Consider the following 23,457-nt stretch of genomic DNA (forward strand, 5'->3'; position numbering starts at 1 on the left):
TGCCGATTGTGAAAGTGCCGCACGCCCCCTGGACACCACCCACCGGATGCGGGATAACAAGCTTCATACAGTATTCGTCGACTGTATGCAATGTACCGGAGCACCGCAATGGTTCCCGCACTCCCCTACGAAGGGACAGGATCGCCATGCCCGAGGACAGCCAGGAACTCATTTCCGGTGGGCACTTGGTCGCCAAGGCGCTCAAGGCCGAGGGGGTGGAACGCATCTACACCCTGTGTGGCGGCCACATCATCGACATCTACGACGGCTGCGTCGACGAGGGCATCGAAGTCGTCGACGTACGTCATGAGCAGGTAGCCGCGCACGCCGCCGACGGGTACGCCCGGATCACCGGCAAGCCCGGATGCGCCGTCGTCACCGCCGGGCCGGGGACCACGGACGCGGTGACGGGCGTCGCGAACGCGTTCCGCGCCGAGTCGCCCATGTTGCTGATCGGTGGTCAGGGAGCGCACAGCCAGCACAAGATGGGCTCGCTGCAGGATCTCCCGCACGTCGAGATGATGGCGCCCATCTCCAAGTTCGCCGCCACCGTGCCCGATACGGCCCGCGCCGCCGACATGGTGTCCATGGCCTTCCGCGAGTGCTACCACGGGGCTCCGGGCCCCTCCTTCCTGGAGATACCGCGCGATGTACTCGACGCCAAGGTGCCGGTGTCGAAGGCCCGGGTACCGGAGGCCGGGCAGTACCGGGCCTCGACCCGTACGGCCGGTGACCCCGAAGCCGTCGAGAAGCTCGCCGACCTCCTCGTCCACGCCGAGAAGCCGGCGATCCTGTTGGGCAGTCAGGTGTGGACGACCCGCGCGACGGACTTTGCCATCGAGCTCGTGCGGACGATCGATGTCCCCGCCTACATGAACGGAGCCGGGCGCGGCACCCTGCCGCCCGGCGATCCGCACCACTTCCAGCTGTCGCGGCGCTACGCCTTCTCCAACGCCGATCTGATCGTGATCGTGGGGACACCGTTCGACTTCCGCATGGGGTACGGCAAGCGGCTCTCCACCGATGCCACGGTCGTGCAGATCGACCTCGACTACCGCACCGTCGGCAAGAACCGGGACATCGATCTCGGGATCGTCGGGGACGCGGGGTTGGTCCTCAAGGCGGTCACGGAAGCCGCGAGCGGACGGCTGAACGGAGGCGCGGTCAAGCGCAAGGCCTGGCTGGAGGAGCTCCGAACCGCCGAACAGACCGCGATCGAGAAGCGGTTGCCCAGTCTGAAGTCGGATGCGTCGCCGATCCATCCGTACCGGCTGGTCAGCGAGATCAATGACTTCCTCACCGAGGACTCGATCTACATCGGGGACGGCGGCGACATCGTCACCTTCTCCGGTCAGGTCGTGCAGCCGAAGTCGCCCGGCCACTGGATGGACCCGGGACCGCTGGGCACGCTCGGCGTCGGGGTGCCGTTCGTGCTGGCGGCGAAGCAGGCCCGGCCCGACAAGGAGGTCGTGGCGCTCTTCGGTGACGGCGCGTTCTCCCTGACCGGCTGGGACTTCGAGACGCTGGTCCGCTACAACCTCCCCTTCGTCGGCATCGTCGGCAACAACTCCTCGATGAACCAGATCCGATACGGCCAGAAGGCGAAGTACGGGGACGAGCGTGAGCGGATCGGCAACACCCTCGGCGACGTCCACTACGACAAGTTCGCCCAGATGCTGGGGGGTTACGGCGAAGAGGTCCGCGACCCCGCCGACATCGCGCCGGCACTGCGGCGGGCCCGCGAGTCCGGTCTGCCGTCGCTGATCAACGTCTGGGTCGACCCCGATGCGTACGCCCCCGGAACCATGAACCAGACCATGTACAAGTAGCAGAGGAGCCGTTGGCATGACCAAAGCTCTTGAGGGCGTGCGCGTCCTCGACATGACGCACGTACAGTCCGGTCCCTCCGCCACCCAGCTGCTCGCCTGGCTCGGCGCGGACGTGGTGAAGCTCGAAGCGCCGAGCGGAGACATCACCCGCAAACAGCTGCGCGATCTGCCGGATGTCGACTCCCTCTACTTCACGATGCTCAACTGCAACAAGCGGAGCATCACGCTCAACACCAAGAGCGAGCGCGGCAAGGAGATCCTCACCGAACTGATCCGCCGCAGCGATGTGATGGTGGAGAACTTCGGCCCGGGCGCCGTCGACCGGATGGGGTTCACCTGGGAGCGGATCCAGGAGATCAATCCGCGGATCGTGTACGCCTCCATCAAGGGCTTCGGTGAGGGTCCGTACACCAACTTCAAGGCGTACGAGGTGGTCGCCCAGGCCATGGGCGGCTCGATGTCCACCACCGGCTTCGAGGACGGTCCGCCGCTCGCCACCGGTGCGCAGATCGGCGACTCCGGAACCGGCATCCACGCGGTCGCGGGCATTCTGGCCGCGCTGTTCCAGCGCGAGAACACCGGGCGGGGACAGCGCGTCAACGTCGCCATGCAGCATGCGGTGCTCAACCTCTGCCGGGTGAAGCTCCGTGACCAACAGCGGTTGGCACACGGGCCATTGGCTGAATACCCGAACGAGGACTTCGGCGACGAGGTGCCGCGCAGCGGCAATGCGAGCGGCGGTGGGCAGCCCGGATGGGCGGTGAAGTGCGCGCCCGGTGGGCCCAACGACTATGTGTACGTCATTGTGCAGCCGGTGGGCTGGCAGCCGCTCGCCTCGCTCATCGGACGGCCGGAGCTGGTGGACGACCCCGAGTGGGCGACGCCCGAGGCCCGGCTGCCCAAGCTCGACAAGATGTTCCAGCTCATCGAGGAGTGGTCCTCGACGCTCCCCAAGTGGGAAGTGCTGGAGCGTCTCAACGCACACAACATCCCGTGCGGCCCGATCCTCTCCACCCAGGAGATCATCGAGGACGAGTCCCTGGTCGCCAACGAGATGGTCGTCCAGGTGGAGCACCCGGAGCGCGGCACGTTCACCACCGTCGGCTCCCCGCTGAAGCTCTCCGACTCCCCGGTGGATGTGGTCACGTCGCCACTGCTCGGTGAGCACAACGAAGAGGTGTACGTCGGTGAGCTGGGCCTCGGCGACGAGGAGCTGTGGCTGCTGAAGACGAACGGAGTCATCTGAGCATGGTCGAATCACAGGACCGGGAGACCGTACGGGCGTTGCTCGACTCGGTACGGGCCGCCGGACGCAATGCGCTCACCGCGCCCGAGGGCAAGATCGTCGCCGATGCGTACGGGATCGCCGTGCCGGGCGAGGAGCTGGCGCAGGACGTCGAGGAGGCGGTGGCCGTCGCGGACCGACTCGGCGGACCGGTCGTACTGAAGATCGTCTCCCCCGATGTGCTGCACAAGACGGATGCGGGTGGTGTCGTCGTCGGGGTGGAGGGCGTCTCGGCGGTCCGGGCCGCGTTCTGCCGGATCATCGAGAACGTGCGGGCGTACGCGCCCGACGCGCGGATCGACGGTGTCCAGGTCCAGCAGCTGGTGCCACCCGGCCAGGAGGTCATCGTCGGCGCGGTCACCGACCCGACGTTCGGGAAGGTCGTCGCCTTCGGGCTCGGTGGCGTGCTGGTGGAGGTGCTGAAGGACATCACCTTCCGTCTCGCTCCGGTCAGTGCGGACGAGGCGCAGTCGATGCTCGACTCGATCGGCGCCGCGGAGATCCTGCGCGGGGTGCGGGGTGCGCCGCCGGTGGACCGGTGGGCACTGGCCGAGCAGATCCGGCGGGTCTCCCAACTGGTCACGGATTTCCCGGAGATCGCGGAGGTCGACCTCAATCCGGTCATCGCCGCTCCGGAAGGTGCGGTCGCGGCGGACATCCGGATCCTGCTGTCGACGGAGGTGGTGGCGCCGCGGCGTACGTACCCGCGCGAGAAGATCCTCGCGTCGATGCGCCGGCTGATGGAGCCGCGCTCGGTCGCCGTGATCGGCGCCTCCAACGAGCAGGGCAAGATCGGTAATTCGGTGATGCGCAACCTCATCGACGGCGGATTCTCCGGGGAGATCCATCCGGTGAACCCCCGGGCCGATGACATTCTGGGCCGCAAGGCGTACAAGAGTGTCACCGACGTTCCCGGTGAGGTGGATGTGGCGGTCTTCGCGATCCCCGCCAGGTTCGTGGCATCGGCGCTGGAAGAGGTGGGGCGCAAGGGGATTCCGAATGCGGTGCTCATCCCTTCCGGATTCGCCGAGACCGGTGAACAGGCCTTGCAGGACGAGATCGTGGCGATCGGCGAGCGGTACGGCGTACGGCTGCTCGGGCCGAACATCTACGGCTACTACTCGACGTGGCAGCACCTCTGCGCCACCTTCTGCACCCCGTACGACGTGAAGGGCGGGGTGGCGCTGACGTCGCAGTCCGGCGGTATCGGCATGGCCATCCTCGGCTTCGCCCGTTCCACGAAGACCGGTGTGTCGGCGATCGTCGGGCTCGGCAACAAGTCGGACATCGACGAGGACGACCTGCTGACCTGGTTCGGCGAGGACCCCAACACCGACTGCATCGCGATGCATTTGGAGGATCTCAAGGACGGGCGCGCGTTCGTCGAGGCGGCGCGCGCGACCGTGCCGAAGAAGCCGATCGTGGTACTGAAGGCCGGCCGTACCAGCGCCGGTGCGAAGGCGGCGGGATCGCACACCGGGGCGCTGGCGGGCGACGACGCCGTGTACGACGACATCCTGCGCCAGGCGGGGGTGATCAGGGCCCCGGGGCTGAACGACATGCTGGAGTACGCGCGGGCGCTGCCCGTGCTGCCGACGCCGAAGGGCGACGACGTCGTCATCATCACGGGCGCCGGCGGTTCGGGTGTGCTGCTGTCGGACGCGATCGTCGACAACGGGCTCTCCCTCATGGAGATTCCGCCGGATCTGGACGCGGCGTTCAAGGCGTTCATTCCGCCGTTCGGTGCGGCGGGCAACCCGATCGACATCACGGGCGGTGAGCCGCCGTCGACGTACGAGGCAACGATCAGGCTCGGTCTGGAGGATCCGCGGATCCACTCGCTGGTCCTCGGCTACTGGCACACGATCGTCACTCCCCCGATGGTCTTCGCGGAACTGACGGCCCGGGTGGTCGCGGAATTCCGCGAGCGCGGGATCGAGAAGCCCGTGGTGGCGTCATTGGCCGGCGACACCGAGGTGGAGGAGGCGTGCCAGTACCTCTTCGAGCACGGCGTCGTCGCGTACCCGTACACGACGGAGAAGCCGGTGGCCGTACTGGGGGCCAAGTACCGATGGGCCCGTGCGGCAGGGCTGTTGGACGGTGATCGATGACCTGAGAGCGACGGCTCGAACCACGGGGAGTGCGGCGAACCGCTCGGCCGCAGACCCCGGGCGACGCGAAGTGGGAACGGACAGGGGGCGCTGGCCAGACTTCTTCCACGCAAGGGGTTCGATCGATCATGGCAACGACTGACATCTCCATATCCGTCCCCTTCAGGGAGGTGACGGACCGCAACGGCCGTGTGTACCGGCTCGGCGAGACCGACCGGGACATCATGGGTCGGCCGCGCTGGACCATGGTGCTCTTCCCATGGATCGGCATGTTGGGCATCAGCTCGTCGGAGTACGCGTTCACCTCCGCCGAGGAGACGCTGCACGACGCGCACATGTGGGCCAGCGGCCACATCTTCTGGCTGATGGGGGTCTGGATCTTCTTCCAGGCAGCCGTTGCCTTCCCGGCCGGACAGCTCCGTGAGAGCGGGCGACTGCCGGCCAGGAGCGCGATGCTCCTGGGAGCGCTGGGCACCCTGCTCGGCTACCTCTCGCTGGCGTACGCGCCGCATGTCATCGTCGCCTACTTCGGCTTCGGCATGTTCAGCGGTATCGGCGCCGGTCTCGTCTACGCGACCTGCGTGAACATGGTCGGCAAGTGGTATCCGGAGCGCAAGGGCGGCAAGACCGGCATGGTCAACGGCGGTTTCGCCTATGGCTCGGTGCCGTTCGTGTTCCTGTTCACCTCGTACATGGATCTGTCCAACTACCAGGGTGTGCTGGTCTCCGTGGGGGGCATCTGCTGTGCGGTGGTCGCGGTCGCGGGCTGGTTCTTCAAGGACCCGCCGAAGAACTGGTGGCCGCCGCACGTCGACCCGCTGAAGGTCTCGGACGACCCGCGGATCGTACGGTCGCTGGCCAAGAACCCGCCGGCGGTCAAGCAGTACACCCCGCGTGAGGCGGCCCGGACTCCGGTGCTGTGGATGATGTGGTTCTGCCTGCTCTGCACGGCGGGGATCAACATTTTCGGTATCGCCATGCAGGTGCCGTTCGGCAAGGAAATGGGGTTCGCCGGCGGCATCGTGGCCACGGCCATGTCGCTCAAGGCGATCGTGAACGGGACCGGCCGGGGTGTCATCGGCTGGATCTCCGACCGGTACGGGCGCCGCAACACGCTGATCATCGTCTGTGTGGTGCTGGGGTCCGCGCAGTTCGGGGTCTTCTTCTCCGGCGACATCGGCTCGATGCCGTTCTTCCTGTTCTGCTCGATGGTCTCCGGCTTCGGTGGCGGCGCGATCTTCCCGCTGTTCGCGGCGATGACCGCGGACTACTTCGGTGAGAACAACAACGCCTCGAACTACGGAATGGTCTACAGCTCGAAGCTGATCTCCGGCCTGGTCGGCTCCGGTGTCGGCGCCTTCGTGGTCGGTGCCTGGGGCTACGGCGGTGCCTTCGCCCTGGCGGGCAGCATCGGTCTCGGCTCGGCGGTCCTCGCGTGCTTCCTCAAGGCGCCGGGCCGGTCGAGCGCCAAGCGCATCGAACCCAATCCGCATCCGATCAGCCGGGAGATCTCCTGATGTGACAGCGGAACCATACGTAACGGAGACCGCGTCGGCCACCACGGCGGGCGCGGGCTTCCGCGAAATCACGGACGCTCGTGGCCGCGTCCACCGCATCGGAGAGACCGACCGGCAGGTCCTCGACCGACCGCGCTGGACGATGGTGGCCCTCCCGTGGCTGGCCGTGCTGGCCATCAGCGTCTTCGAGTACCCCTTCGGCGCGGCGGAGGACACCCTGTCCTCGGCACACCACTGGACCTCCTCCAACACCTTCTGGGCCCTGAGCGTCTGGATCTTCTTCCAGGCGGGGCGGCCGGTCCCGGTCCAGTGCCGGAGGGGCACTGGATCCGCTGCCGTCCAAGCAACGGCCCTCCCGGCGCGGTGCGGGGAGGGCCGTCATGCGGTTGCTCGCCAGTGCCGTGACCGGCACGGTTTGCCCCATGAGGAGCGTCACCCGGTGCGTGCGATCGCAAGGGTCGGTTTCGGCGAGCAGGACGTCGTAGAGGCGGGCGTTTGCGCTGTTCCCCGGTCGTCAGGAATTCGGGGTGAGGCGCGGCCCGCCCCTCCGATGCCGCCGATGGTTCTACTTGCGCAGCGCCGCCAAGTTGTCGTAACCGATCCGCGCATGGTTCAGGGACTGCGCGGGGACGGCCGAGCTCGGTGCGTTGTCCTGCTCGACCATCGGGTTGTGGTAGTTCTTCGCCCCGACGCGGCGGAAGAACGTCCGGTAGTCGATGACCCCGGTACCGAAGGGGACCATGTCGTAGCCGTTGCCACTGTTGGTGTTGACGACGCCGTCCTTGGCGTGGAACAGCGGGTAGCGCTTGGTGTTGCCGCGGACCAGCGCCGCCGGGTCGAAGATGTTCTCCTGCTGCGATCCGTCGTGCGCCGTGTAGGTGTGGAACTTGTACTGGGCGACGTGCGCCCAGAAGATGTCCATCTCCAGCCATACGGATTTCGGGTCGGTGACCTGAAGGAAGTACTCGAGCTTGCGGGTGCCGGAGCTGCGCGTGGGGCGGCCCTGTGCGTCCAGCGGACCGCCGTCGAGCAGGAAGCCGTAGGCCGCGTCGTGGTTGTGGGTGTACAGCTTGAGGCCCGCACCCTGAGCGATCTGTCCCAACGTGTTCCACTTGTCGGCGGCCACGTCCCAGTCGGCACGGTAGGCACTGCCGGTGGGGTCGCCACCGGTGCCCATGTGTTCCATGCCGAGGATGTTCGCTATCTCGAGGTGAAGCTTGAACCGGTCCAGGTCGCTCTGGTTCAGCGGCCAGGACGACGGGATGAAGCCGTGGTTGCCCTGGGCGCGCAGACCGTACTCGTCCAGCCACGAGCGCAGCAGCTTCGCGCCTTCCACCGATTCGAGGTTGTTTCCACCGGGTGCGTTGGCGTGCTGGCCGTACCCGGCGAACTCGACCTGCTTGTAGCCGTAGCGGGCCAGCTCCCCGAAGACCTCACGGAAGCCCGAGGGAAGGTCGGTGCTGAGCGGATCCCGGCCCGTGGCGTCGCGCACGGTGTACAGGATGATTCCTCGCCTGTCCGCCGGGACCAGAGCCAGGCCGACGCCCTGACCCTGGTCGGGGACGGGCTGGGCGAGGGCCGGCGACGCGCCGAAGGCGGGTGCGGCGATGGCCGCTGCCGCAGCGGCCGTGCAGGTGCTCAGAAAGCGGCGGCGGCTGACGCCGAGGCTGCGGCGCAGGGCGCCGTCCGTTCCGGATTCGTCGTTGTACGCGGTCACGGTCTCTCTCTTTCTCGAAGATGCTCGAAACGCTGTGCATGGACCGATCTCATGCGAGGCCGGCAAGCGTGAGGAGCAAGGACTTCACTTCGGTGGCCCGGACGGGTCCGGTGAACGCGTGGGGGGTGGAGCAGAGGATGAGCGGACCTTCTTCGTCGCTCGTGGGGAGGCGGCCGTGGCTGCCGCGAATGGGTGACGGGTCGAGGGGCACGACCGCCATGCGGTAGCGCATGCCGAGTTTCTTGCGGGCCACGGCGGTGGCCGCCTTCACCCGGACGTACGGGTCCTGGGGGTCCAGGAAGAGTTCGACCGGGTCGTAACCGGGTTTGCGATGGATCTCGACGAGCTGCGCGAAGTCGGGGGCGCGCGCGTCGTCGAGCCAGTAGTAGTACGTGAACCAGGCATCCGGGTCGGCGACGGCGACAAGCTCGCCGGAGCGCGGGTGGTCGAGGCCGTGGGCTTTCTTGCCCTCGTCGTCGAGGAGCTGTTCGATGCCCTGGACGTCCTGGAGCGCTTCACGGGTCGCATCGAGATCCTCGGGACGGCGTACGTAGATGTGGGCGAGTTGGTGGTCGGCGACGGCGAAGGCACGGGAGGCCATCGGGTCCAGGTACTCCATGCCATCCTGGGTGTGGACCTCCAGCAGGCCGGCGCGGCGCAGTGCCCGGTTGATGTCGACCGGGCGGTCGACACGGGTGATGCCGTACTCGGAAAGCGCGACGACGGTGCGCCCCTCGCGGCGGGCGTCGTCGAGCAGCGGGGCCATGGCCCGGTCGAGCTCGGCCGCCGCCCGGTACGCGCGGGGGTCGTCGGGCCCGTAGCGCTGCAGGTCGTAGTCGAGGTGCGGCAGGTAGCACAGGGCCAGGTCGGGGTGGCGGGTGTCCAGGATGTGCCGGGTCGCGTCGATGATCCACTGCGAGGATACGAGGTCGGCGCCGGGTCCCCAGAAGTGGAAGAGCGGGAAGGTGCCGAGCTTTTCGGTGAGTTCGTCGTGGAGGGCGGGCGGCCGGGTGTAGCAGTCGGGTTCCTTGCGGCCGTCGGCGTAGTAGACGGGACGCGGGGTCACGGTGATGTCGGTGTCGGCGCCCATCGCGTACCACCAGCAGATGTTGGCGACGGTGTAGCCGGGGTGGACCCGGCGGGCGGCGTCCCAGAGCTTGTCCCCGGCGACGAGGCCGTTGTGCTGGCGCCAGAGGAGGACGTCGCCGAGCTCGCGGAAGTACCAGCCGTTGGCGACGATGCCGTGTTCGGCGGGGGTGGTGCCGGTGAGGAAGGTGGACTGGGCGGCGCAGGTGACGGCGGGCAGCACGGTGCCGAGGGGGGCGTGGGTGCCGGACTCGCCGAGGGATGCGAGGTGCGGCATGTGGTCGAGGAGCCGGGGGGTGAGGCCGACGACGTCGAGGACGAGGAGGGGGGTGGGGGCGCCGGTGGGGGACGTGCCCGTTTCGACGGCTGTCACGGGAGCTCCTTGAGGCCGAGGTCGACCAGGAGGTCGCGGGCGAGGATGAGTTCGGCGGCGATGCCGTCGGCGAGCTGGGGCCGGCTGCGGGGGCGCAGCTCGGCGGGGAGCGCCTGCCAGGTGTACGTCTCGACCTCCAGGTGACGGGTCAGCGGCCGGGCTCCGCCGACCAGGCGGGTCAGCGTGGACTGGAGCACCGGGAGGGTTGAGGTGAGCGGTGGCGCGGGAGGTGCGTGCAGCGGGACGTGGAAGTGGGCGCGCCACGGGGTGCCGTCGGGCAGTGCCTGGCCGGTGACCGCCTCGTCGAGGTCGTCGGTGCCACGCAGTCCGTGCGTGGTCCGGGTGCGGGTCTGGTGGAGGAAGCGGGGTTCGGCGAAGGCCGCGAGCGCGGTGCGCACTTCGGGGAGGTGCGGGTGTTCGGCGTGGAGTGCGGCGGAGAGCTGGCACTTGGCGACCTGGACGCCGGCTGCGGCGAGTGCCTCGAGGGCGGTGTCCGGGTCCTCGAAGGAGGTGGCGAGATGGCAGGTGTCGATGCAGATGCCGATGCGGTCGTGCCCGACGGCGGTGAGCGGTGCGATGGCGTCGGCAGTGGTCTCGACCGTGCAGCCCGGTTCGGGTTCGAGACCGATCCGGATGGACTTGCCGGTCAGCTCGGCGAGGACGTCGAGCCGTTCGGCGAGGGTGCTGAGGGCGGTGTGCGCGGTGCGGGCGGCTTCCGGGTCGCCGGTGTACGGGGTGCGCCAGGCGATCGGGAGGGTGGAGATGGTGCCTTCCGTGACGTCGTCCGGGAGCAGGATGGCGAGCAGCCGGGCGAGATCGGTGGTGTGGGCGAGGCGTTCGGCGTCCGTCCAGTCCGGCTTGTACACCCGGTACTTGACCTCTTCGGCGCCGAATCCTTCGTACGGGAAGCCGTTCAGGGTGACGACTTCGAGGCCGCGGCGGTCGAGTTCGGCGCGCAGGGAGCGCAGTTGCCCGGGGTCGTTGATCAGGGTGTTCGCGGCGTCCTTGGCGAGCCAGAGGCCGATGCCGAGGCGATCGCGGCCGAGGCGTTTGCGGACTGGTTCGCAGTGGTCGCGCAGTTGGGCGCGGACACCGTCCAGGGTTTCGGCGGGGTGGACGTTGGTGCAGTAGGCGAGGTGGACGGTGGATCCGTCGGGGTGGCGGAAGCGCATCGGGTCACTCCCCGCCACGGAGGATGGAGTTCCCCTCGTGGAGTGGATCGGGGGTGGCGAGGTCGAGTTGCAGGCGGCCGCTCTGGCCGTAGAAGGCGACGGGGTTGCGCCAGAGCACCTGGTCGACGTCGTCGTCGCTGAACCCCGCGGCGAGCATGGCGTCGCCGACCTTCCGGGTCTTGAGGGGGTCGCTCCTGCCCCAGTCGGCGGCCGAGTTGACCAGGACCTTCTCGGTGCCGTGGGTCCTGAGGATCGCGATCATGCGATCCTCGTCCATCTTGGTGTCGGGGTAGATGGAGAAGCCGGCCCAGCAGCCGCTGTCCATGGCGTCCTTCACGGTCGTCTCGTTGAGGTGATCGAGCAGGACCCGCTCCGGGGGGAGGTGGGATTCGCGGATCACGTCGACGGTGCGGTGCAGACCACCGAGCTTGTCACGGTGCGGGGTGTGGACGAGGGCGGGCAGCCCGTGGTCGGCGGCGAGCTGCAGCTGGGCGGCGAGGGCGGTGTCCTCGGCGGGGGTCATGGAGTCGTAGCCGATCTCGCCGACGGCAACGACGGAGTCCTTGACGAGATACCGGGGCAGGGCGTCCAGGACGGGGGTGCAGCGGGGGTCGTTCGCCTCTTTGGGGTTGAGGGCGAGCGTGCAGTGGTGGGCGATGCCGTACTGGGCGGCGCGGAAGGGTTCCCACCCGAGCAGGGCGTCGAAGTAGTCGAAGAAGCTGGCGGGCGAGGTGCGGGGCTGGCCGAGCCAGAAGGAGGGTTCGACGAGGGCACGGACACCTGCGTCGTACATCGCCTGGTAGTCGTCCGTGGTGCGGGAGGTCATATGGATGTGGGGGTCGAAGATGCGCATCAGAAATCCTCCGTGGGGGCGGCTGGTGCGGGTGCCGTGAGGCTGAGGACGTGACGCAGGTCGCCGGGGACGGCGCGGCCGGCGGCGGTGCGTTCGGCTGCGAAGTCGCCCAGCATGCGGGCGAGTTCCGCGTCGCCGCGGGCGCGGTGGGCCAGTTCGTCGACGGCCTCGACGGGGACGCCGGTGAAGAGGCACTTGAGGACGGCGTGGCGCCAGTGGTGCGTGTCGAGATGGGCGGCGGCGTACGGACCGACGGCGGCGGCGACCAGCCGGGTGTCGTTGGTGCGCAGGGCGTCCTCGACGAGGTGGAGGGCGGTGGGGCCGAGCTCCAGCCGGTGGAGCGTGAGGAGGACGGCGCGCCGCTCGGCGGCGGTGCCCTGTTCGTAGAGCCTGGTCACGGCGGGGAGGTCGGCGCGGACTTCGAGGAGCAGCAGGGCGCGTACGGAGTCGGCGTGCTCCAGTCCGCAGTGCCGGCCTGCCGCGGCGAACCGCAGCTCCCACGGGGGTACGGCGTACGGGCCTGCGGGTGCGGTGTCCTCGTGGTCGGCGGCGTGCGCGGCCTCGGCGAGGGCCTCGTCGAGCCAGGCGCGTGCGGCGCCGCCGAGCTGGGTGTCGAGTTGCCCACGGGTCAGCAGCGGGGGCGTCTGCGGCGAGGCCGGCGGGGTCATCGGCATGACGTCGCTCCCTTCGGGAGTCTCGACGGGATGCGGGAGCGGAGGAAGTCGAGGGAGCTGCGGGCGAGTTCGGGGCCGGCGTGGGAGTGGCGGGGCAGTTCGACCACGGTGAGGCCGCCGTATCCGGTGTCGCCGAGCGTGTCGAGCGCTTCGAGGACGGGCGGGAAGTCGATCTCGCCGTCGCCGAACGGCAGATGCTCATGGATGCCCCGGCGCATGTCCTCGATCTGGACGTGGCGCAGCCAGGGTGCGGCGTCCCGGACGCAGTCCGCGGGTGAGGAGGGCTCCAGGCACTGACAGTGGCCGATGTCGAGGGTGAGCCCGAGTGGTTCGGGGTCGCCGCTGAGGAGGCGCAGGTGGTGGAAGTCGGAGAGATCGGCAAGGAGATGCCCGGGTTCGGGCTCGATGGCGAGCGGGACGCCGGTGCGGTCTGCGGCCACGAGCACCGGGGCCAGGGCATCGGTCAGCCGCTGCCAGGCCGTGTCGGGCGTGGTGTGGGGTGGGGTGATGCCGCTGAAGCAGTGCACGGCGTGGGCGCCCAGGTCGGCGGCGACTTCGACGGCCCGGACCAGGAGCCGGGTGCGGGCGGCGCGGGCCTCCGGGTCCGGGTCGAGGAGGGACGGGCCGTGCTTGCGGCGCGGGTCGAGTACATAGCGGGCACCGGTCTCGACAGTGACACCCAGCCCGAGCTGTTCGAGTCTCTGCGCCACGCGGCGGGTGCGGGCGGCGAGGTCCGGGGCGAGCGGGTCGAGGTGCATGTGGTCGAGGGTGAGGCCGACGCCGTCGTACCCGAGGCCCGCGAGAAGCGCGAGCGCGTCGTCGAGGCGGAGGTCGGTGAGCCCGTTGGTGCCGTAGCCGAGGCGGATGGTCATGTGGGGCTCACCTTCCGGGCGAGTGTGCGGGCGAGAGGGACGAGCCCCATGACGGCGAGTCCGGTGCCGGCCGCTCCGGCACGGGCGGCGAGCGCGGCCTGGAGCGGGATCATCGCCCGGATGCCGCTGCCCACGGCGCGCTGGGTCAGCGGCGGGGACGGGTTGAGGGTCGCGTGGAGGAGCGGCTCGGCGGCGGTCCGGAGGTAGGCGCCGGTGAGTGCGGTGAGGAGGATACGGGGCGAGGTGGGAGTGGTCGCGGATGCGGATGCTCCGGGTTCGGGGCGCCGGCTGCCGCCCGACGCGCCTCTTCCCGGGACGGGGGTCACGTCCCCGGGCCCCCGCTGCTCGCGCGCCGCGGTTGCGCCGAGCGCGATGACCGCCGCGAGCGCGGAGAGGGGCGCGACGGTGGAACCGCCCTGCGTCTCGTGGCGCGAGACGGCGGTGACGGCGTAGGTGTGCGCCCCGAGCAGGGCGGCGGCGGGGAGTGCGGCCCTCAGCGGGAGGTCTGCTTGCCGGGACGGCTCCCCTTGACGCGGCCGCGCATCACCGGCTGCTTCTGCCAGGGTGCGGCCGCCCCTGCCGACGAGTCGGGCGATCGGTCCGCGGCGCCGCTTCCCCGCGGATACCGGGATGGGCGCGGGTGCCCGGACGAGGCCTGTCGCCGGGCCGGGCGCGGTGACCGTGCGCGTGCCGGAGTGCTCCGGCTCCGCACCTGCCCCCCAGGTCGCGGTGGCGCCCAGCAGCAGGTCCAGGGCGCGCGCCGTGGCCATCGCGGCCGGCCCCGCCTGGGTGTGTTTCAGGTGGAGGTCGTAGGCCCAGACCGTTGCGGCCAGGCCGGTGGCCACCGTCAGGGCCGGGCGGCCGGCGCGGGCTGCGAGGGACAGGCCCGCGGCCGTCAGCGCGCCTGCTGCAGTGAGGGCCGCGCCCGGGGTGATCCGGCCCGAGGGGATCGGGCGGTGCGGACGGTCGACGGCGTCCTCGTCGCGGTCGGCCCAGTCGTTGAGCGCCATGCCCGCCTCGTACAGGCAGAGGGAGGCGCCGACGGCCAGCGCGGTGCCACGGCCGGGACGCCGTCCGATGGCCGCCGCCCCGGCGAGTGCGTCCCCGGGGACGGTGAACAGCGCCGAGATCCGCAGCAGCTCGGCCCAGGCCCGTACGGTAGCTGTCACTTCTCCCCCCGCAGCCGTTCGGCGAAGGCCAGCAGCGCGATGTACTGCTCGGACAGTGCGGCGGGACCGCCGTCGGGGTCCTTGAAGTAGAAGCCGAGTTCGGGCCGCGGGCCGGTCAGGCCCACCTCCTGGGCGCGGGCGAGCAGCCGCGCCAGGTCGAGGACCAGGGGGGCGGCCAGCGCCGAGTCGCAGCCCTGCCAGGTCGTCTGGAGGACCATGCGGGCGCCGAGGAATCCGTCGAACGCGATGTGGTCCCAGGCCGTCTTCCAGTCGCCGAGCGCGGGCACGTCGTCGATGTGCACCTCCCCCTCGGGAGCGGCGCCGAGCGTGTCGGCGAGGACGCGCTCCTTGCCCGCGTTCTTGGCCGCTGCCGCGCCGGGGTCGGCCAGTGCCGCTCCGTCCCCGCCGCCCAGCAGGTTCGTGCCGGACCAGGCCCGTACGGGCAGGGCGCGTTGCACGAACATCGGGGCGAGTACGGAGCGGAGCAGCGTCTGGCCCGTCTTGCCGTCGCGGCCTGCGTGAGGAAGTCCGCAGTCCGCGACGGCGTCCTGGAGCGCGGGAGCGCGCAGTCCGGTGGAGGGGGTGAAGTTGATGTAGGGGCACCCGGCCCGGAGCGCGGCCGCGGCGTAGAGCGAGCTGGCGGGCAGCCGGTTCTCGGCGGGTTCCGGGACGGGCTCCGTCGACGCGACGTTGACGACGACCGTGCGGGTCAGGTTGCCCCGGCGGCCGAAGTCGGTGAGGTCTGCGGCGAACGCGGCGATGAGTTCCTCGTCGGTGCGGGTGTCACCGGGCAGCGGGCCACCCGGGCGTATCTCGGCGTCGGCGGCCGCGAGTTCGGTCCGTACGGCGGAGGGCAGCCCGTGCGGGAGCACTCCCCCGGCGGCCAGTGCCTCCGCCCGTTTGGGGAGCGGACAGCCGACGGTGTCGTGTCCGCCGAAGACCAGGGAGGTCAGCGCCGGCAGCCCGCTGTCGGCGAACGGCGCGGTCTCGGTGACCATGCCGTTCGCCGGGTGAAGCCCCGCCGCGACGGCCGCGCCGCCCGCCATGGCGGTGGTGGCGACGGAGCCGCGTGCTCCGATGAACCAGACTCCGGTACGAACGGCGTGTGCTGACACGGGCTGCCTCCCTGACTGGGCATCCTGGCTGGGCAGTGCAAAAAAAGAGCGGCGCTGATCGAATCGAGGCGGACAAGGGTGGGGGTGACGGCGGGCGAGGTAGGGCCTTTGCCCCGCCCGCCGTCGGACTGCGGCTGTCGCGCCTAGGCGGCGGGCAGCTCCTTCAACTCGATGTTGCGGAAGGACACCTGGTCATCGGCTCCGTGGTTCTGGAGGCCGATGTAGCCGTTCTTCAGGCTGCGGACGGGATCGGTGTTGGTGAAGTCGTTGATCTTGACTCCGTTGAGGAAGACCTGGAGCCGTTCGCCCTGGACCTTGATCTCGTAGCTGTTCCACTGGCCGGGCGGCCGCAGGACCTCGTCACGGGCCTTGATGTTCGCCGCCTTGAAGGTGTAGATGGAGCCCGTGGTGCGGTCGGGCGCATCGGTGGCGTCGATCTGGACCTCGTAGCCGTTGTTCACCGCGGACCACGGGTCGTCGGACTCCGGGAAGCCGACGAAGACACCGGAGTTGTCGTCACCCGCCAGCTTCCAGTCGAGCTTCAGGGAGTACGACCCGAGCTCCTTGGCCTGGTAGGTGAGGAGACCCATGCCGCCCTCGGAGCGGAGTTCACCGTCGACGACGTTGAACTTCCCGGGGCCGGCCTGCTTCCAGCCTTCGAGTGTCTTGCCGTTGAAGATCGGCCGGTAGCCGGTGTCCGGCTTGCAGTCGGCCTTCACCTGTCCGGCCGCGTAGCGGACGCCGCCGAGGAGGAGCTGGCGGAAGGCCGGTTCGGCGTACGACTCCTTGGTGTGGCCGAGGCCGGTGTAGAAGGAGCGGCCGCCCTGGTAGGTCTGGCACCAGGTGATCGGGTGATCGCCCTTCATGGTGCCACCGGTGTAGGTCGTCTCGTCAAGGGTGGCGAGGACCTTCACCTTGTCGCGCGGGTTGGTGCGGTAGTTGTACAGCTCGTCGGTCCGGTTCCAGGCGTCGTCGAGGTGGGCGGTCGCCGGGTTCTTGTGGTCCTCGACGCGGACGGTGACGGGCTGGATCGCGGGGTGCCCGGCGAAGTACGCGCCGACGAGTCCGCCGTAGAACGACCAGTCGTACTCGGTGTCCGCGGCGGCGTGCACGCCCATGTAGCCGCCGCCGGTGGCGATGTAGTTCTCGAACGCCTTCTGCTGGTCGGCGTTGAGGACGTCACCGGTCGTGGACAGGAAGACGACAGCGTCGTAGCGGGCCAGGTTACTGGTGGTGAACTGGCCTGCTTCCTCGGTGGAGTCGACGGTGATGTTGCTCGTCGCGCCGAGTTCCTTCAGAGCCGCGATGCCCTGGGGAATCGCGTCGTGGCGGAAGCCGGCCGTCTTCGAGAAGACCAGGACCCGCTTGGCGGTCCGGTCGGGGGCGCTGTTGGAGAGCTCGAAGTCGTCGACGTCGTAGAGCGCCCCGTCGCCGCCCTTGAAGACCAGGAAGAGCTCGGTGGCCTTCCCCGGGACGCCGCGCAGCGGTACGTCGATGTCCTGGAAGTTCTCCCAGCCACCGGTCACCGGCACCGGTGCGGAGCCGAGGATCTTGCCGGTCGCGGAGCCGGACCGTACTTCGAGGAAGCCTCCCGCGCCGCCGGACGAGATCCGGGCGGTGAGCTTGGTGGAGTCACCGAGGATGTACGGCTTGAAGGCGATCCAGTCGCCGTTGTTGATGTCGCCGACCGTCTTGCCGCCATGCGCAGCCGCCTTGTCGTACGTCCGGATGCCGGACGACTCGGTGAAGTGCTCGGCCTGGCGGTGGCGGGGCTGGAGCTGCGACTGGTCGTGGCCGGAGAGCGCGGCCTGGCCGCCGCCCCCGCCATCGGTGTACGAGGCGTCGATGACTCCGAAGATGTTGGCGTTCGGGTCGTGTCCGCCGTCGATCTGGGTGCTGATGGTGCCGGTGCAGCCGTTGGCCGTGGTGATCGGGTGGCCGTGGCTGTCATGGCCGAGCACGAAGCGGACCTCGACCTTCGAGCAGTCGATCGTGCCGTCCTCGGGGTCGGTGACGGTCACCTTGAACGGGATCTTGTCCCCGAAGCTGAACAGCTGCCCGTCACCCGGGAGTTCCAGCTTCACCGTGGGTGCCGTGTTGCCGACGGTCACATGGACGCTCGCCGATCCGGTGCGTCCGGTGGGGTCCTTGGCGGTGACGGTCGCGGTGTAGGTGCCGTTCTTCTTGTACGTGTACGTGGGGTTCGCGACGGTCGACGTGCCGCCGTCGCCGAAGTTCCAGGCGTAGGTGAGGGCGTCGCCGTCGGAGTCCGTGGTGCCGGCCGAGGAGAACTGCACCTTCAGCGGGGTGGTGCCGGACGTCTTGTCGGAGGCGGCCTCGGCGACCGGTGAGTGACCGCCGGTGGCGTTCTCGATGCGGTAGAGCGCGGAGTTCTCGTCGCCGCCGAACCAGGAGAGACCGTAGTCCAGGACGTACAGCGCCCCGTCCGGGCCGAAGGCCATGTCCATCACCTGGGTCCCGGTCCACGGGATGTTGTTGATGGACTGGACCGTGCCGTCGCCGTCCTGCTCGATGCGCTTGATCCAGCGCCGGCCGAACTCACCGGCGAAGAAGTCCCCGTCGTACGCCTCGGGGAACTTCACGGGCGAGTCGAGGTTGGCGTCGTAGTGGTAGACGGGTCCGCCCATCGGCGACTCGGAGCCGGTGCCGAACTCGGGCACGGATCCGCCGTCGTACGGGATCCAGGCGGGCTGCGCCGGGGGCAGGTCGACCAGGCCGGTGTTGTGCGGCGAGGTGTTCTTCGGCGCGGCGCAGTCGAAGGTCGCGCCGGACGTCTTCGTCGCGAAGTCGTAGTCGACGAAGGGGTCGTTCTTCCCGGTGCAGAACGGCCAGCCGAAGTTGCCCGCCTTGGTCACCCGGGCGAACTCGACCTGTCCGCCCGGTCCACGCTTCGGGTCGGCCGCGCCCGCGTCGGGACCGTAGTCACCGACGTACGCGATGCCGGTGGCCTTGTCGACGCTGAAGCGGAACGGGTTGCGGAAGCCCATCGCGTAGATCTCGGGCCGGGTCTTGTCCGTGCCCGGGGCGAAGAGGTTGCCCTCGGGGATGGTGTACGAGCCGTCGTCGGCGACCTTGATCCGGAGGAGCTTGCCGCGCAGGTCGTTGGTGTTGCCCGAGGTGCGCCGGGCGTCGAACGCCGGGTTGCGGTCGGGACGTTCGTCGATCGGCGTGTAGCCGTCGGAGGCGAAGGGGTTGGAGTCGTCACCGGTCGACAGATACAGGTTGCCCTGCGCGTCGAAGTCGATGTCGCCGCCGACGTGGCAGCAGATGCCGCGCGACGTCTTGACGTCGAGGACCTTCTTCTCGCTGCTCAGGTCGAGGGTGCCGTCCTGGTTGAGGACGAAGCGGGAGAGCCGGTTGACGCCGTCGAACTTGGCGAAGTCGGCGGCGGTGCCGGTCTCCGGGGCGTCGCCGGGCGGGGTGTCCAGCGGCGGCGCGTAGTAGAGGTAGATCGCCCGGTTCTTGTCGAAGTCCGGGTCGATACCGACGCCCTGGAGGCCTTCCTCGTCGTGCGAGTAGACGGGGATGACGCCCGAGACCCTGGTGTTGCCGGCGCTGTCGGTGATCCGCAGCTCGCCGTTGCGCGAGGTGTGCAGGACGCTGCGGTCGGGAAGCACGGCCAGGGACATGGGTTCGCCGGTCTCGGCGGCGCCCTTGGCGAGGGTGACCTGCTGGAAGTCCTGGGTCGCCGCCGCGTCGGACGCGGCCGGCGAGGTCGGGCCCGATGCGGCTGCACCGGGCGGGGCGCCCAGGGCGAGGGTGGCCGCGGTGAGCAGGCCGCCGGTGAGCAGGGCGAGGGATGTACGGAATCGGGGCCGGGTTCTGGTTCTGTGCACGAGTGTCCTCCGGAGAGTGCCGGTTGTACGGGCGAGTGCTGCCGTGCCGTTCCGCGCGGGGACTGCCGCGCAGGTCACCGAAGGCCTGGTGGGGCTCCGGTGACGCGAGTCATGTCGTGTACACCAAGGGGACGGTAGACGGGTTCGTCCCGGGTGGAAAGCCCTTGTGCAGGAGTTAAGTTGAACTTTTTCCTACATCAGGACAAAGGGGGTTTGGGGCAGCCTGGACCGTCCCGACGGCGCATGTGCCACCGGGCTGCGCAGACCTGCCCCCTACCCGCCCCGCCCCGCCGGGGCTCCGCCCCGGCCCCCGGTACTCACCCGCCGGACGTGCTGAAAGAGTGCGAGTGAGGAGCGGAGATCCGGGGGCGTAGCCCCCGCGAGGAACCGTCAGTCGCCGCCTCCGAATGCCGCGTCGAACGACGCGGCCGGCGGGTCGAAGTCGTACCGCTTCAGCGTGGCAAGCGCTTCCGGTGCGCCCGCCAGCCGGTCCATCCCGGCGTCCTCCCACTCCACCGAGACCGGGCCTGCGTAGTCGATCGAGCGGAGCATCCGGAACACGTCCTCCCACGGCACGTCACCGTGCCCGGCGGAGACGAAGTCCCAGCCGCGCCGCGGATCGCCCCAGGGAAGGTGCGAGCCGAGACGGCCGTTGCGCCCGTCGAGACGCTTGCGGGCCTCCTTGCAGTCCACGTGGTAGATCCGGTCCCGGAAGTCGTAGAGGAAACCGACCGGATCGAGGTCCTGCCAGACGAAATGGCTCGGGTCGAAGTTCAGCCCGAACGCGGCCCGGTGGCCGACGGCCTCCAGGGCACGGTGCGTGGTCCAGTAGTCGTACGCGATCTCGCTGGGGTGCACCTCGTGGGCGAACCGCACGCCCTCCGCGTCGAACACGTCGAGGATCGGGTTCCAGCGCTCGGCGAAGTCCTCGTAACCGCGCTCGATCATCCGCGGAGGCACCGGCGGGAACATCGCCACCAGGTGCCAGATCGACGAGCCGGTGAAGCCGATGACGGTACGGACCCCGAAGGCGGCGGCCGCGCGGGCGGTGTTCTTGATCTCCTCGGCGGCCCGCTGCCGGACCCCTTCGGGCTCGCCGTCGCCCCAGATCCGGGCCGGCAGGATGCCCTGGTGACGTTCGTCGATCGGGTTGTCGCAGACCGCCTGGCCGACGAGATGGTTGGAGATCGCCCAGCACTTCAGACCGTACTTGTCGAGCAGCTGCCGCCGCCCGTCGAGATAGCCGGGGTCGGCAAGAGCCTTGTCGACCTCGAAGTGATCGCCCCAGCAGGCGAGTTCGAGCCCGTCGTAACCGAAGTCCCGGGCGAGCCGGCAGACCTCCTCCAGCGGCAGGTCGGCCCACTGACCGGTGAAGAGCGTGAAGGGACGGGGCATGCGCGGAACCTCCTAGGACTGTACGGGGGTGTGTACGGAGCTCTTCTCGGCGCTTTCCTCCACCGCCGCGAGTACCCGCTGCACCTGAAGTCCGTCGGCAAACGACGGCACGGGGTCCGCCCCTTCGGCGATCGTCAGGACCAGGTCGCGGGCCTGGTGGATGAAGGTGTGCTCGTAGCCGAGTGCGTGGCCCGGCGGCCACCACGCCTCCAGGTACGGGTGCTCGGGCTCGGTGACGAGGATGCGGCGGAACCCGGCGGTGGTGGCCGGTTCGGTGTGGTCGTGGAAGGACAGTTCGTTGAGGCGTTCCAGATCGAAGGCGAGCGAGCCCCGCTCGCCGTTGATCTCCAGCCGCAGCGCGTTCTTGCGGCCCGCCGCCATCCGGGTCGCCTCGAACGAGGCCAGTGCTCCGGAGGCGAGCCTGCCGGTGAACAGGGCGGCGTCGTCGACGGTGACCGCCCCGCGTGCCCCGCTGTCCGCGGTGCCCGAGAGCCCGGCCGACGCTCCGGCGAGCAGCGGTCGTTCCCGTACGAAGGTCTCGGCGACCGCCGACACCCCCACCAGGAGCTCCCCCGCCAGATACTGGGCGAGGTCGACGATGTGCGCCCCGAGGTCGCCGAGCGCACCGGATCCCGCGTGCTCGCGCTTGAGCCGCCAGGTGAGCGGCGACTCGGGGTCGACCAGCCAGTCCTGGAGGTAGGTGGCCCGTATGTGCCGCAGGACGCCGAGCCTCCCGTCGGCGATCAGCGTCCGTGCGTACGCGATCGCGGGCACCTTGCGGTAGTTGAAGCCGACCATCGCCACCTGGCCGCGGGCCCTGGCCCGTTCCGCGGCCTCCGTCATGGCCTCCGCCTCGGCGACCGTGTTGGCGAGCGGCTTCTCGCACAGCACGTGCTTGCCGGCTTCCAGGGCGGCGATGGCGATCTCCGCATGGCTGTCGCCGGGCGTGCAGATGTCGACGAGCTGGACGTCGTCCCGGGCGATCAGGGCGCGCCAGTCGGTCTCCGCCGCCGCCCAGCCGTGCCGTTCGGCGGCGGCGTCGACCGCCGTACGGTCGCGTCCGCAGATCGCGGCGAGAGCCGGCTGCATCGGCAGGTCGAAGACGTGTCCGGCGGTGCGCCACCCCTGTGAGTGGGCGGCGCCCATGAACGCGTATCCGACCATGCCGACCCCGAGCGTCGCCTCCGGCACGGTCGTCGGCGGCGCTGCGGCCTCCTGCTCCGTCTCTTCCCTACGGGCCATACGGGCTTCCTCCTCGTCGGTCGTTCGGTGGGCGCACGGCAGGAGGGTCAGCACCCTCCTGGACGGCGGATCAGCTGAAGCCCGTCGGCAGGTACTGGTCGATGTTGTCCTTGGTGACGACGGCCGAGTAGAGGGTGAGACTGGTCGGGATCTCCAGTTCGGAGAGCCCGCCGATGCCCTTGCCCTGGCCCAGGGCACGCGCCAGGTCGATGGCGGACGCGGCCATCGTCGGCGGGTAGAGGACCGTGGCCTTCAGGACGCTGTTGTCGGCCTTGATGGCGTCCATCGCGGACTTCGCGCCCGCGCCTCCGACCATCAGGAACTCGTCCCGGCCGGCCTGCTGGATGGCGCGCAGCGCGCCGACTCCCTGGTCGTCGTCGTGGTTCCACAGGGCATCGAACTTCTTCTGTGCCTGCAGGAGTTGGGCCATCTTCGCCTGGCCCGACTCGACGGTGAATTCGGCGGCCTGACGGGCCACCAGCTTGATGTTGGAGTAGTTCTTGAGGGCGTCGGCGAAGCCCTGGCTGCGCTGCTTGGTGAGCTCCAGGTTGTCGATGCCCGCGAGCTCGACCACCTTGGCGTTCGGCTTGTCCTTGAGCTGTTCGCCGATGTAGGTGCCGGCGTTGAGTCCCATGCCGTAGTTGTCGCCGCCGACCCAGCAGCGGTAGGCCTGCGGCGAGGCGAAGATGCGGTCCAGGTTGATGACGGGGATGCCCGCCTTCATCGCCTCCAGACCGACCTGGGTGAGCGCCTTGCCGTCGGCGGGGAGGATGACCAGGACGTCGACCTTCTTGTTGATGAGGGTCTTGACCTGGCCGATCTGGGCGGCGGTGTCGTTGGAGCCCTCGGTGATCTCCAGGGTCACCTCGGAGTACTTCTCCGCCCGCGACTTGGCGTTCTCGTTGATGGCGTTGAGCCATCCGTGGTCGGCCTGCGGTCCGGCGAAGCCGATGGTGACGGGCTTCCCGGGCTTGTCGTCGGCGGCCGGCTGATTGCTCTGCGCGGTCTGCGACTTCTTCGGCTCATTGCTGGTGCAGGCAGTGAGGAGAGCGCCCGCGGAGACGGCCGCGGTGCCGAAGAGCAGTCCTCTGCGGCTGGTTTCTGGCATGGCTGTGGAACCCTTCATCCGGTGCGTGGGTGGCATGCGGAACTGCGGGTGAGATGGGGTGGGGTGGAGTGGGGAGAGCCCG

16 protein-coding genes and 1 pseudogene are annotated in these 23,457 nt (G+C 69.5%); 5 read left to right on the top strand and 12 right to left on the bottom strand.

Annotated elements, in window-relative coordinates:
• Positions 1 to 146: 146 nt before the first annotated feature.
• The 5 genes and pseudogenes from OG972_RS07425 to OG972_RS07445 all read left to right on the top strand — a co-directional run.
• Positions 147 to 1,829, top strand: coding sequence for a thiamine pyrophosphate-binding protein (locus tag OG972_RS07425; protein WP_266979403.1), 1,683 nt, complete (start codon positions 147 to 149; stop codon positions 1,827 to 1,829).
• 16 nt (positions 1,830 to 1,845) lie between these two features.
• Entirely contained in the window at positions 1,846 to 3,075 is a 1,230-nt protein-coding gene (frc, locus tag OG972_RS07430; protein WP_266979404.1) for a formyl-CoA transferase, read from the top strand.
• Between the two features lie 2 nt (positions 3,076 to 3,077).
• Positions 3,078 to 5,225: an acetate--CoA ligase family protein gene (locus OG972_RS07435; protein ID WP_266979406.1), complete on the top strand. Its 2,148-nt coding sequence runs from the start codon at positions 3,078 to 3,080 to the stop codon at positions 5,223 to 5,225.
• Positions 5,226 to 5,353: 128 nt separating this feature from the next.
• On the top strand, positions 5,354 to 6,742 hold the full coding sequence (locus OG972_RS07440; RefSeq protein WP_266979408.1) for an OFA family MFS transporter: 1,389 nt from the start codon (positions 5,354 to 5,356) through the stop codon (positions 6,740 to 6,742).
• Position 6,743: 1 nt separating this feature from the next.
• Positions 6,744 to 7,034 (top strand): annotated as a pseudogene (locus OG972_RS07445) (MFS transporter); the annotation flags it as partial.
• 273 nt (positions 7,035 to 7,307) lie between these two features.
• Here the strand turns inward: OG972_RS07445 and OG972_RS07450 are convergent.
• From OG972_RS07450 to OG972_RS07505, 12 genes are all read right to left on the bottom strand, one after another.
• Positions 7,308 to 8,459, bottom strand: coding sequence for a sugar phosphate isomerase/epimerase (locus OG972_RS07450; protein ID WP_266979410.1), 1,152 nt, complete (start codon positions 8,457 to 8,459; stop codon positions 7,308 to 7,310).
• Between the two features lie 49 nt (positions 8,460 to 8,508).
• Positions 8,509 to 9,918 carry a nucleotide pyrophosphatase/phosphodiesterase family protein gene (locus OG972_RS07455; protein ID WP_266979412.1) on the bottom strand — a complete coding sequence of 470 codons (1,410 nt, stop codon included), beginning with the start codon at positions 9,916 to 9,918 and terminating at the stop codon, positions 8,509 to 8,511.
• Entirely contained in the window at positions 9,915 to 11,090 is a 1,176-nt protein-coding gene (gene eboE / locus OG972_RS07460; RefSeq protein ID WP_266979414.1) for a metabolite traffic protein EboE, read from the bottom strand. Before eboE ends, OG972_RS07455 begins: the two co-directional genes overlap by 4 nt.
• A 4-nt stretch (positions 11,091 to 11,094) precedes the next feature.
• Positions 11,095 to 11,943 carry a TatD family hydrolase gene (locus tag OG972_RS07465; protein WP_266979415.1) on the bottom strand — a complete coding sequence of 283 codons (849 nt, stop codon included), beginning with the start codon at positions 11,941 to 11,943 and terminating at the stop codon, positions 11,095 to 11,097.
• Positions 11,943 to 12,611, bottom strand: coding sequence for an EboA domain-containing protein (locus tag OG972_RS07470; protein ID WP_266990324.1), 669 nt, complete (start codon positions 12,609 to 12,611; stop codon positions 11,943 to 11,945). Before OG972_RS07470 ends, OG972_RS07465 begins: the two co-directional genes overlap by 1 nt.
• Positions 12,608 to 13,489 carry a sugar phosphate isomerase/epimerase gene (locus OG972_RS07475; RefSeq protein ID WP_266979417.1) on the bottom strand — a complete coding sequence of 294 codons (882 nt, stop codon included), beginning with the start codon at positions 13,487 to 13,489 and terminating at the stop codon, positions 12,608 to 12,610. Before OG972_RS07475 ends, OG972_RS07470 begins: the two co-directional genes overlap by 4 nt.
• A complete protein-coding gene (locus OG972_RS07480; protein ID WP_266979419.1) occupies positions 13,486 to 14,658 on the bottom strand; it encodes an SCO3242 family prenyltransferase in 1,173 nt (390 codons plus the stop codon). The genes OG972_RS07475 and OG972_RS07480 overlap by 4 nt, the downstream gene beginning before the upstream one ends.
• A complete protein-coding gene (locus OG972_RS07485; RefSeq protein ID WP_266979421.1) occupies positions 14,655 to 15,773 on the bottom strand; it encodes an inositol-3-phosphate synthase in 1,119 nt (372 codons plus the stop codon). Before OG972_RS07485 ends, OG972_RS07480 begins: the two co-directional genes overlap by 4 nt.
• A 143-nt stretch (positions 15,774 to 15,916) precedes the next feature.
• The gene (locus tag OG972_RS07490; protein ID WP_266979423.1) at positions 15,917 to 19,630 is read right to left on the bottom strand and encodes a ThuA domain-containing protein; all 3,714 of its coding nucleotides are present in this window, start codon (positions 19,628 to 19,630) and stop codon (positions 15,917 to 15,919) included.
• Positions 19,631 to 20,020: 390 nt separating this feature from the next.
• On the bottom strand, positions 20,021 to 21,025 hold the full coding sequence (locus OG972_RS07495; RefSeq protein WP_266979425.1) for a sugar phosphate isomerase/epimerase: 1,005 nt from the start codon (positions 21,023 to 21,025) through the stop codon (positions 20,021 to 20,023).
• 12 nt (positions 21,026 to 21,037) lie between these two features.
• Complete coding sequence (locus tag OG972_RS07500; RefSeq protein ID WP_266979427.1) at positions 21,038 to 22,267, bottom strand: Gfo/Idh/MocA family protein; 1,230 nt, start codon at positions 22,265 to 22,267, stop codon at positions 21,038 to 21,040.
• 70 nt (positions 22,268 to 22,337) lie between these two features.
• A complete protein-coding gene (locus OG972_RS07505; protein WP_266979429.1) occupies positions 22,338 to 23,375 on the bottom strand; it encodes a substrate-binding domain-containing protein in 1,038 nt (345 codons plus the stop codon).
• Positions 23,376 to 23,457: the final 82 nt, after the last annotated feature.

The organism is Streptomyces sp. NBC_01669, assembly GCF_026339735.1.
Classification (GTDB): domain Bacteria; phylum Actinomycetota; class Actinomycetes; order Streptomycetales; family Streptomycetaceae; genus Streptomyces; species Streptomyces yanii.

Bases quoted from the DNA above. Each gene is read 5' to 3' on its own strand.
- OG972_RS07495 (WP_266979425.1), bottom strand. From the start codon at position 21,025: ATGCCCCGTCCCTTCACGCTCTTCACCGGTCAGTGGGCCGACCTGCCG.
- OG972_RS07500 (WP_266979427.1), bottom strand. From the start codon at position 22,267: ATGGCCCGTAGGGAAGAGACGGAGCAGGAGGCCGCAGCGCCGCCGACG.
- frc (WP_266979404.1), top strand. From the start codon at position 1,846: ATGACCAAAGCTCTTGAGGGCGTGCGCGTCCTCGACATGACGCACGTA.
- OG972_RS07505 (WP_266979429.1), bottom strand. From the start codon at position 23,375: ATGCCAGAAACCAGCCGCAGAGGACTGCTCTTCGGCACCGCGGCCGTC.
- OG972_RS07470 (WP_266990324.1), bottom strand. From the start codon at position 12,611: ATGACCCCGCCGGCCTCGCCGCAGACGCCCCCGCTGCTGACCCGTGGG.
- OG972_RS07440 (WP_266979408.1), top strand. From the start codon at position 5,354: ATGGCAACGACTGACATCTCCATATCCGTCCCCTTCAGGGAGGTGACG.
- OG972_RS07465 (WP_266979415.1), bottom strand. From the start codon at position 11,943: ATGCGCATCTTCGACCCCCACATCCATATGACCTCCCGCACCACGGAC.
- OG972_RS07475 (WP_266979417.1), bottom strand. From the start codon at position 13,489: ATGACCATCCGCCTCGGCTACGGCACCAACGGGCTCACCGACCTCCGC.
- eboE (WP_266979414.1), bottom strand. From the start codon at position 11,090: ATGCGCTTCCGCCACCCCGACGGATCCACCGTCCACCTCGCCTACTGC.
- OG972_RS07425 (WP_266979403.1), top strand. From the start codon at position 147: ATGCCCGAGGACAGCCAGGAACTCATTTCCGGTGGGCACTTGGTCGCC.
- OG972_RS07435 (WP_266979406.1), top strand. From the start codon at position 3,078: ATGGTCGAATCACAGGACCGGGAGACCGTACGGGCGTTGCTCGACTCG.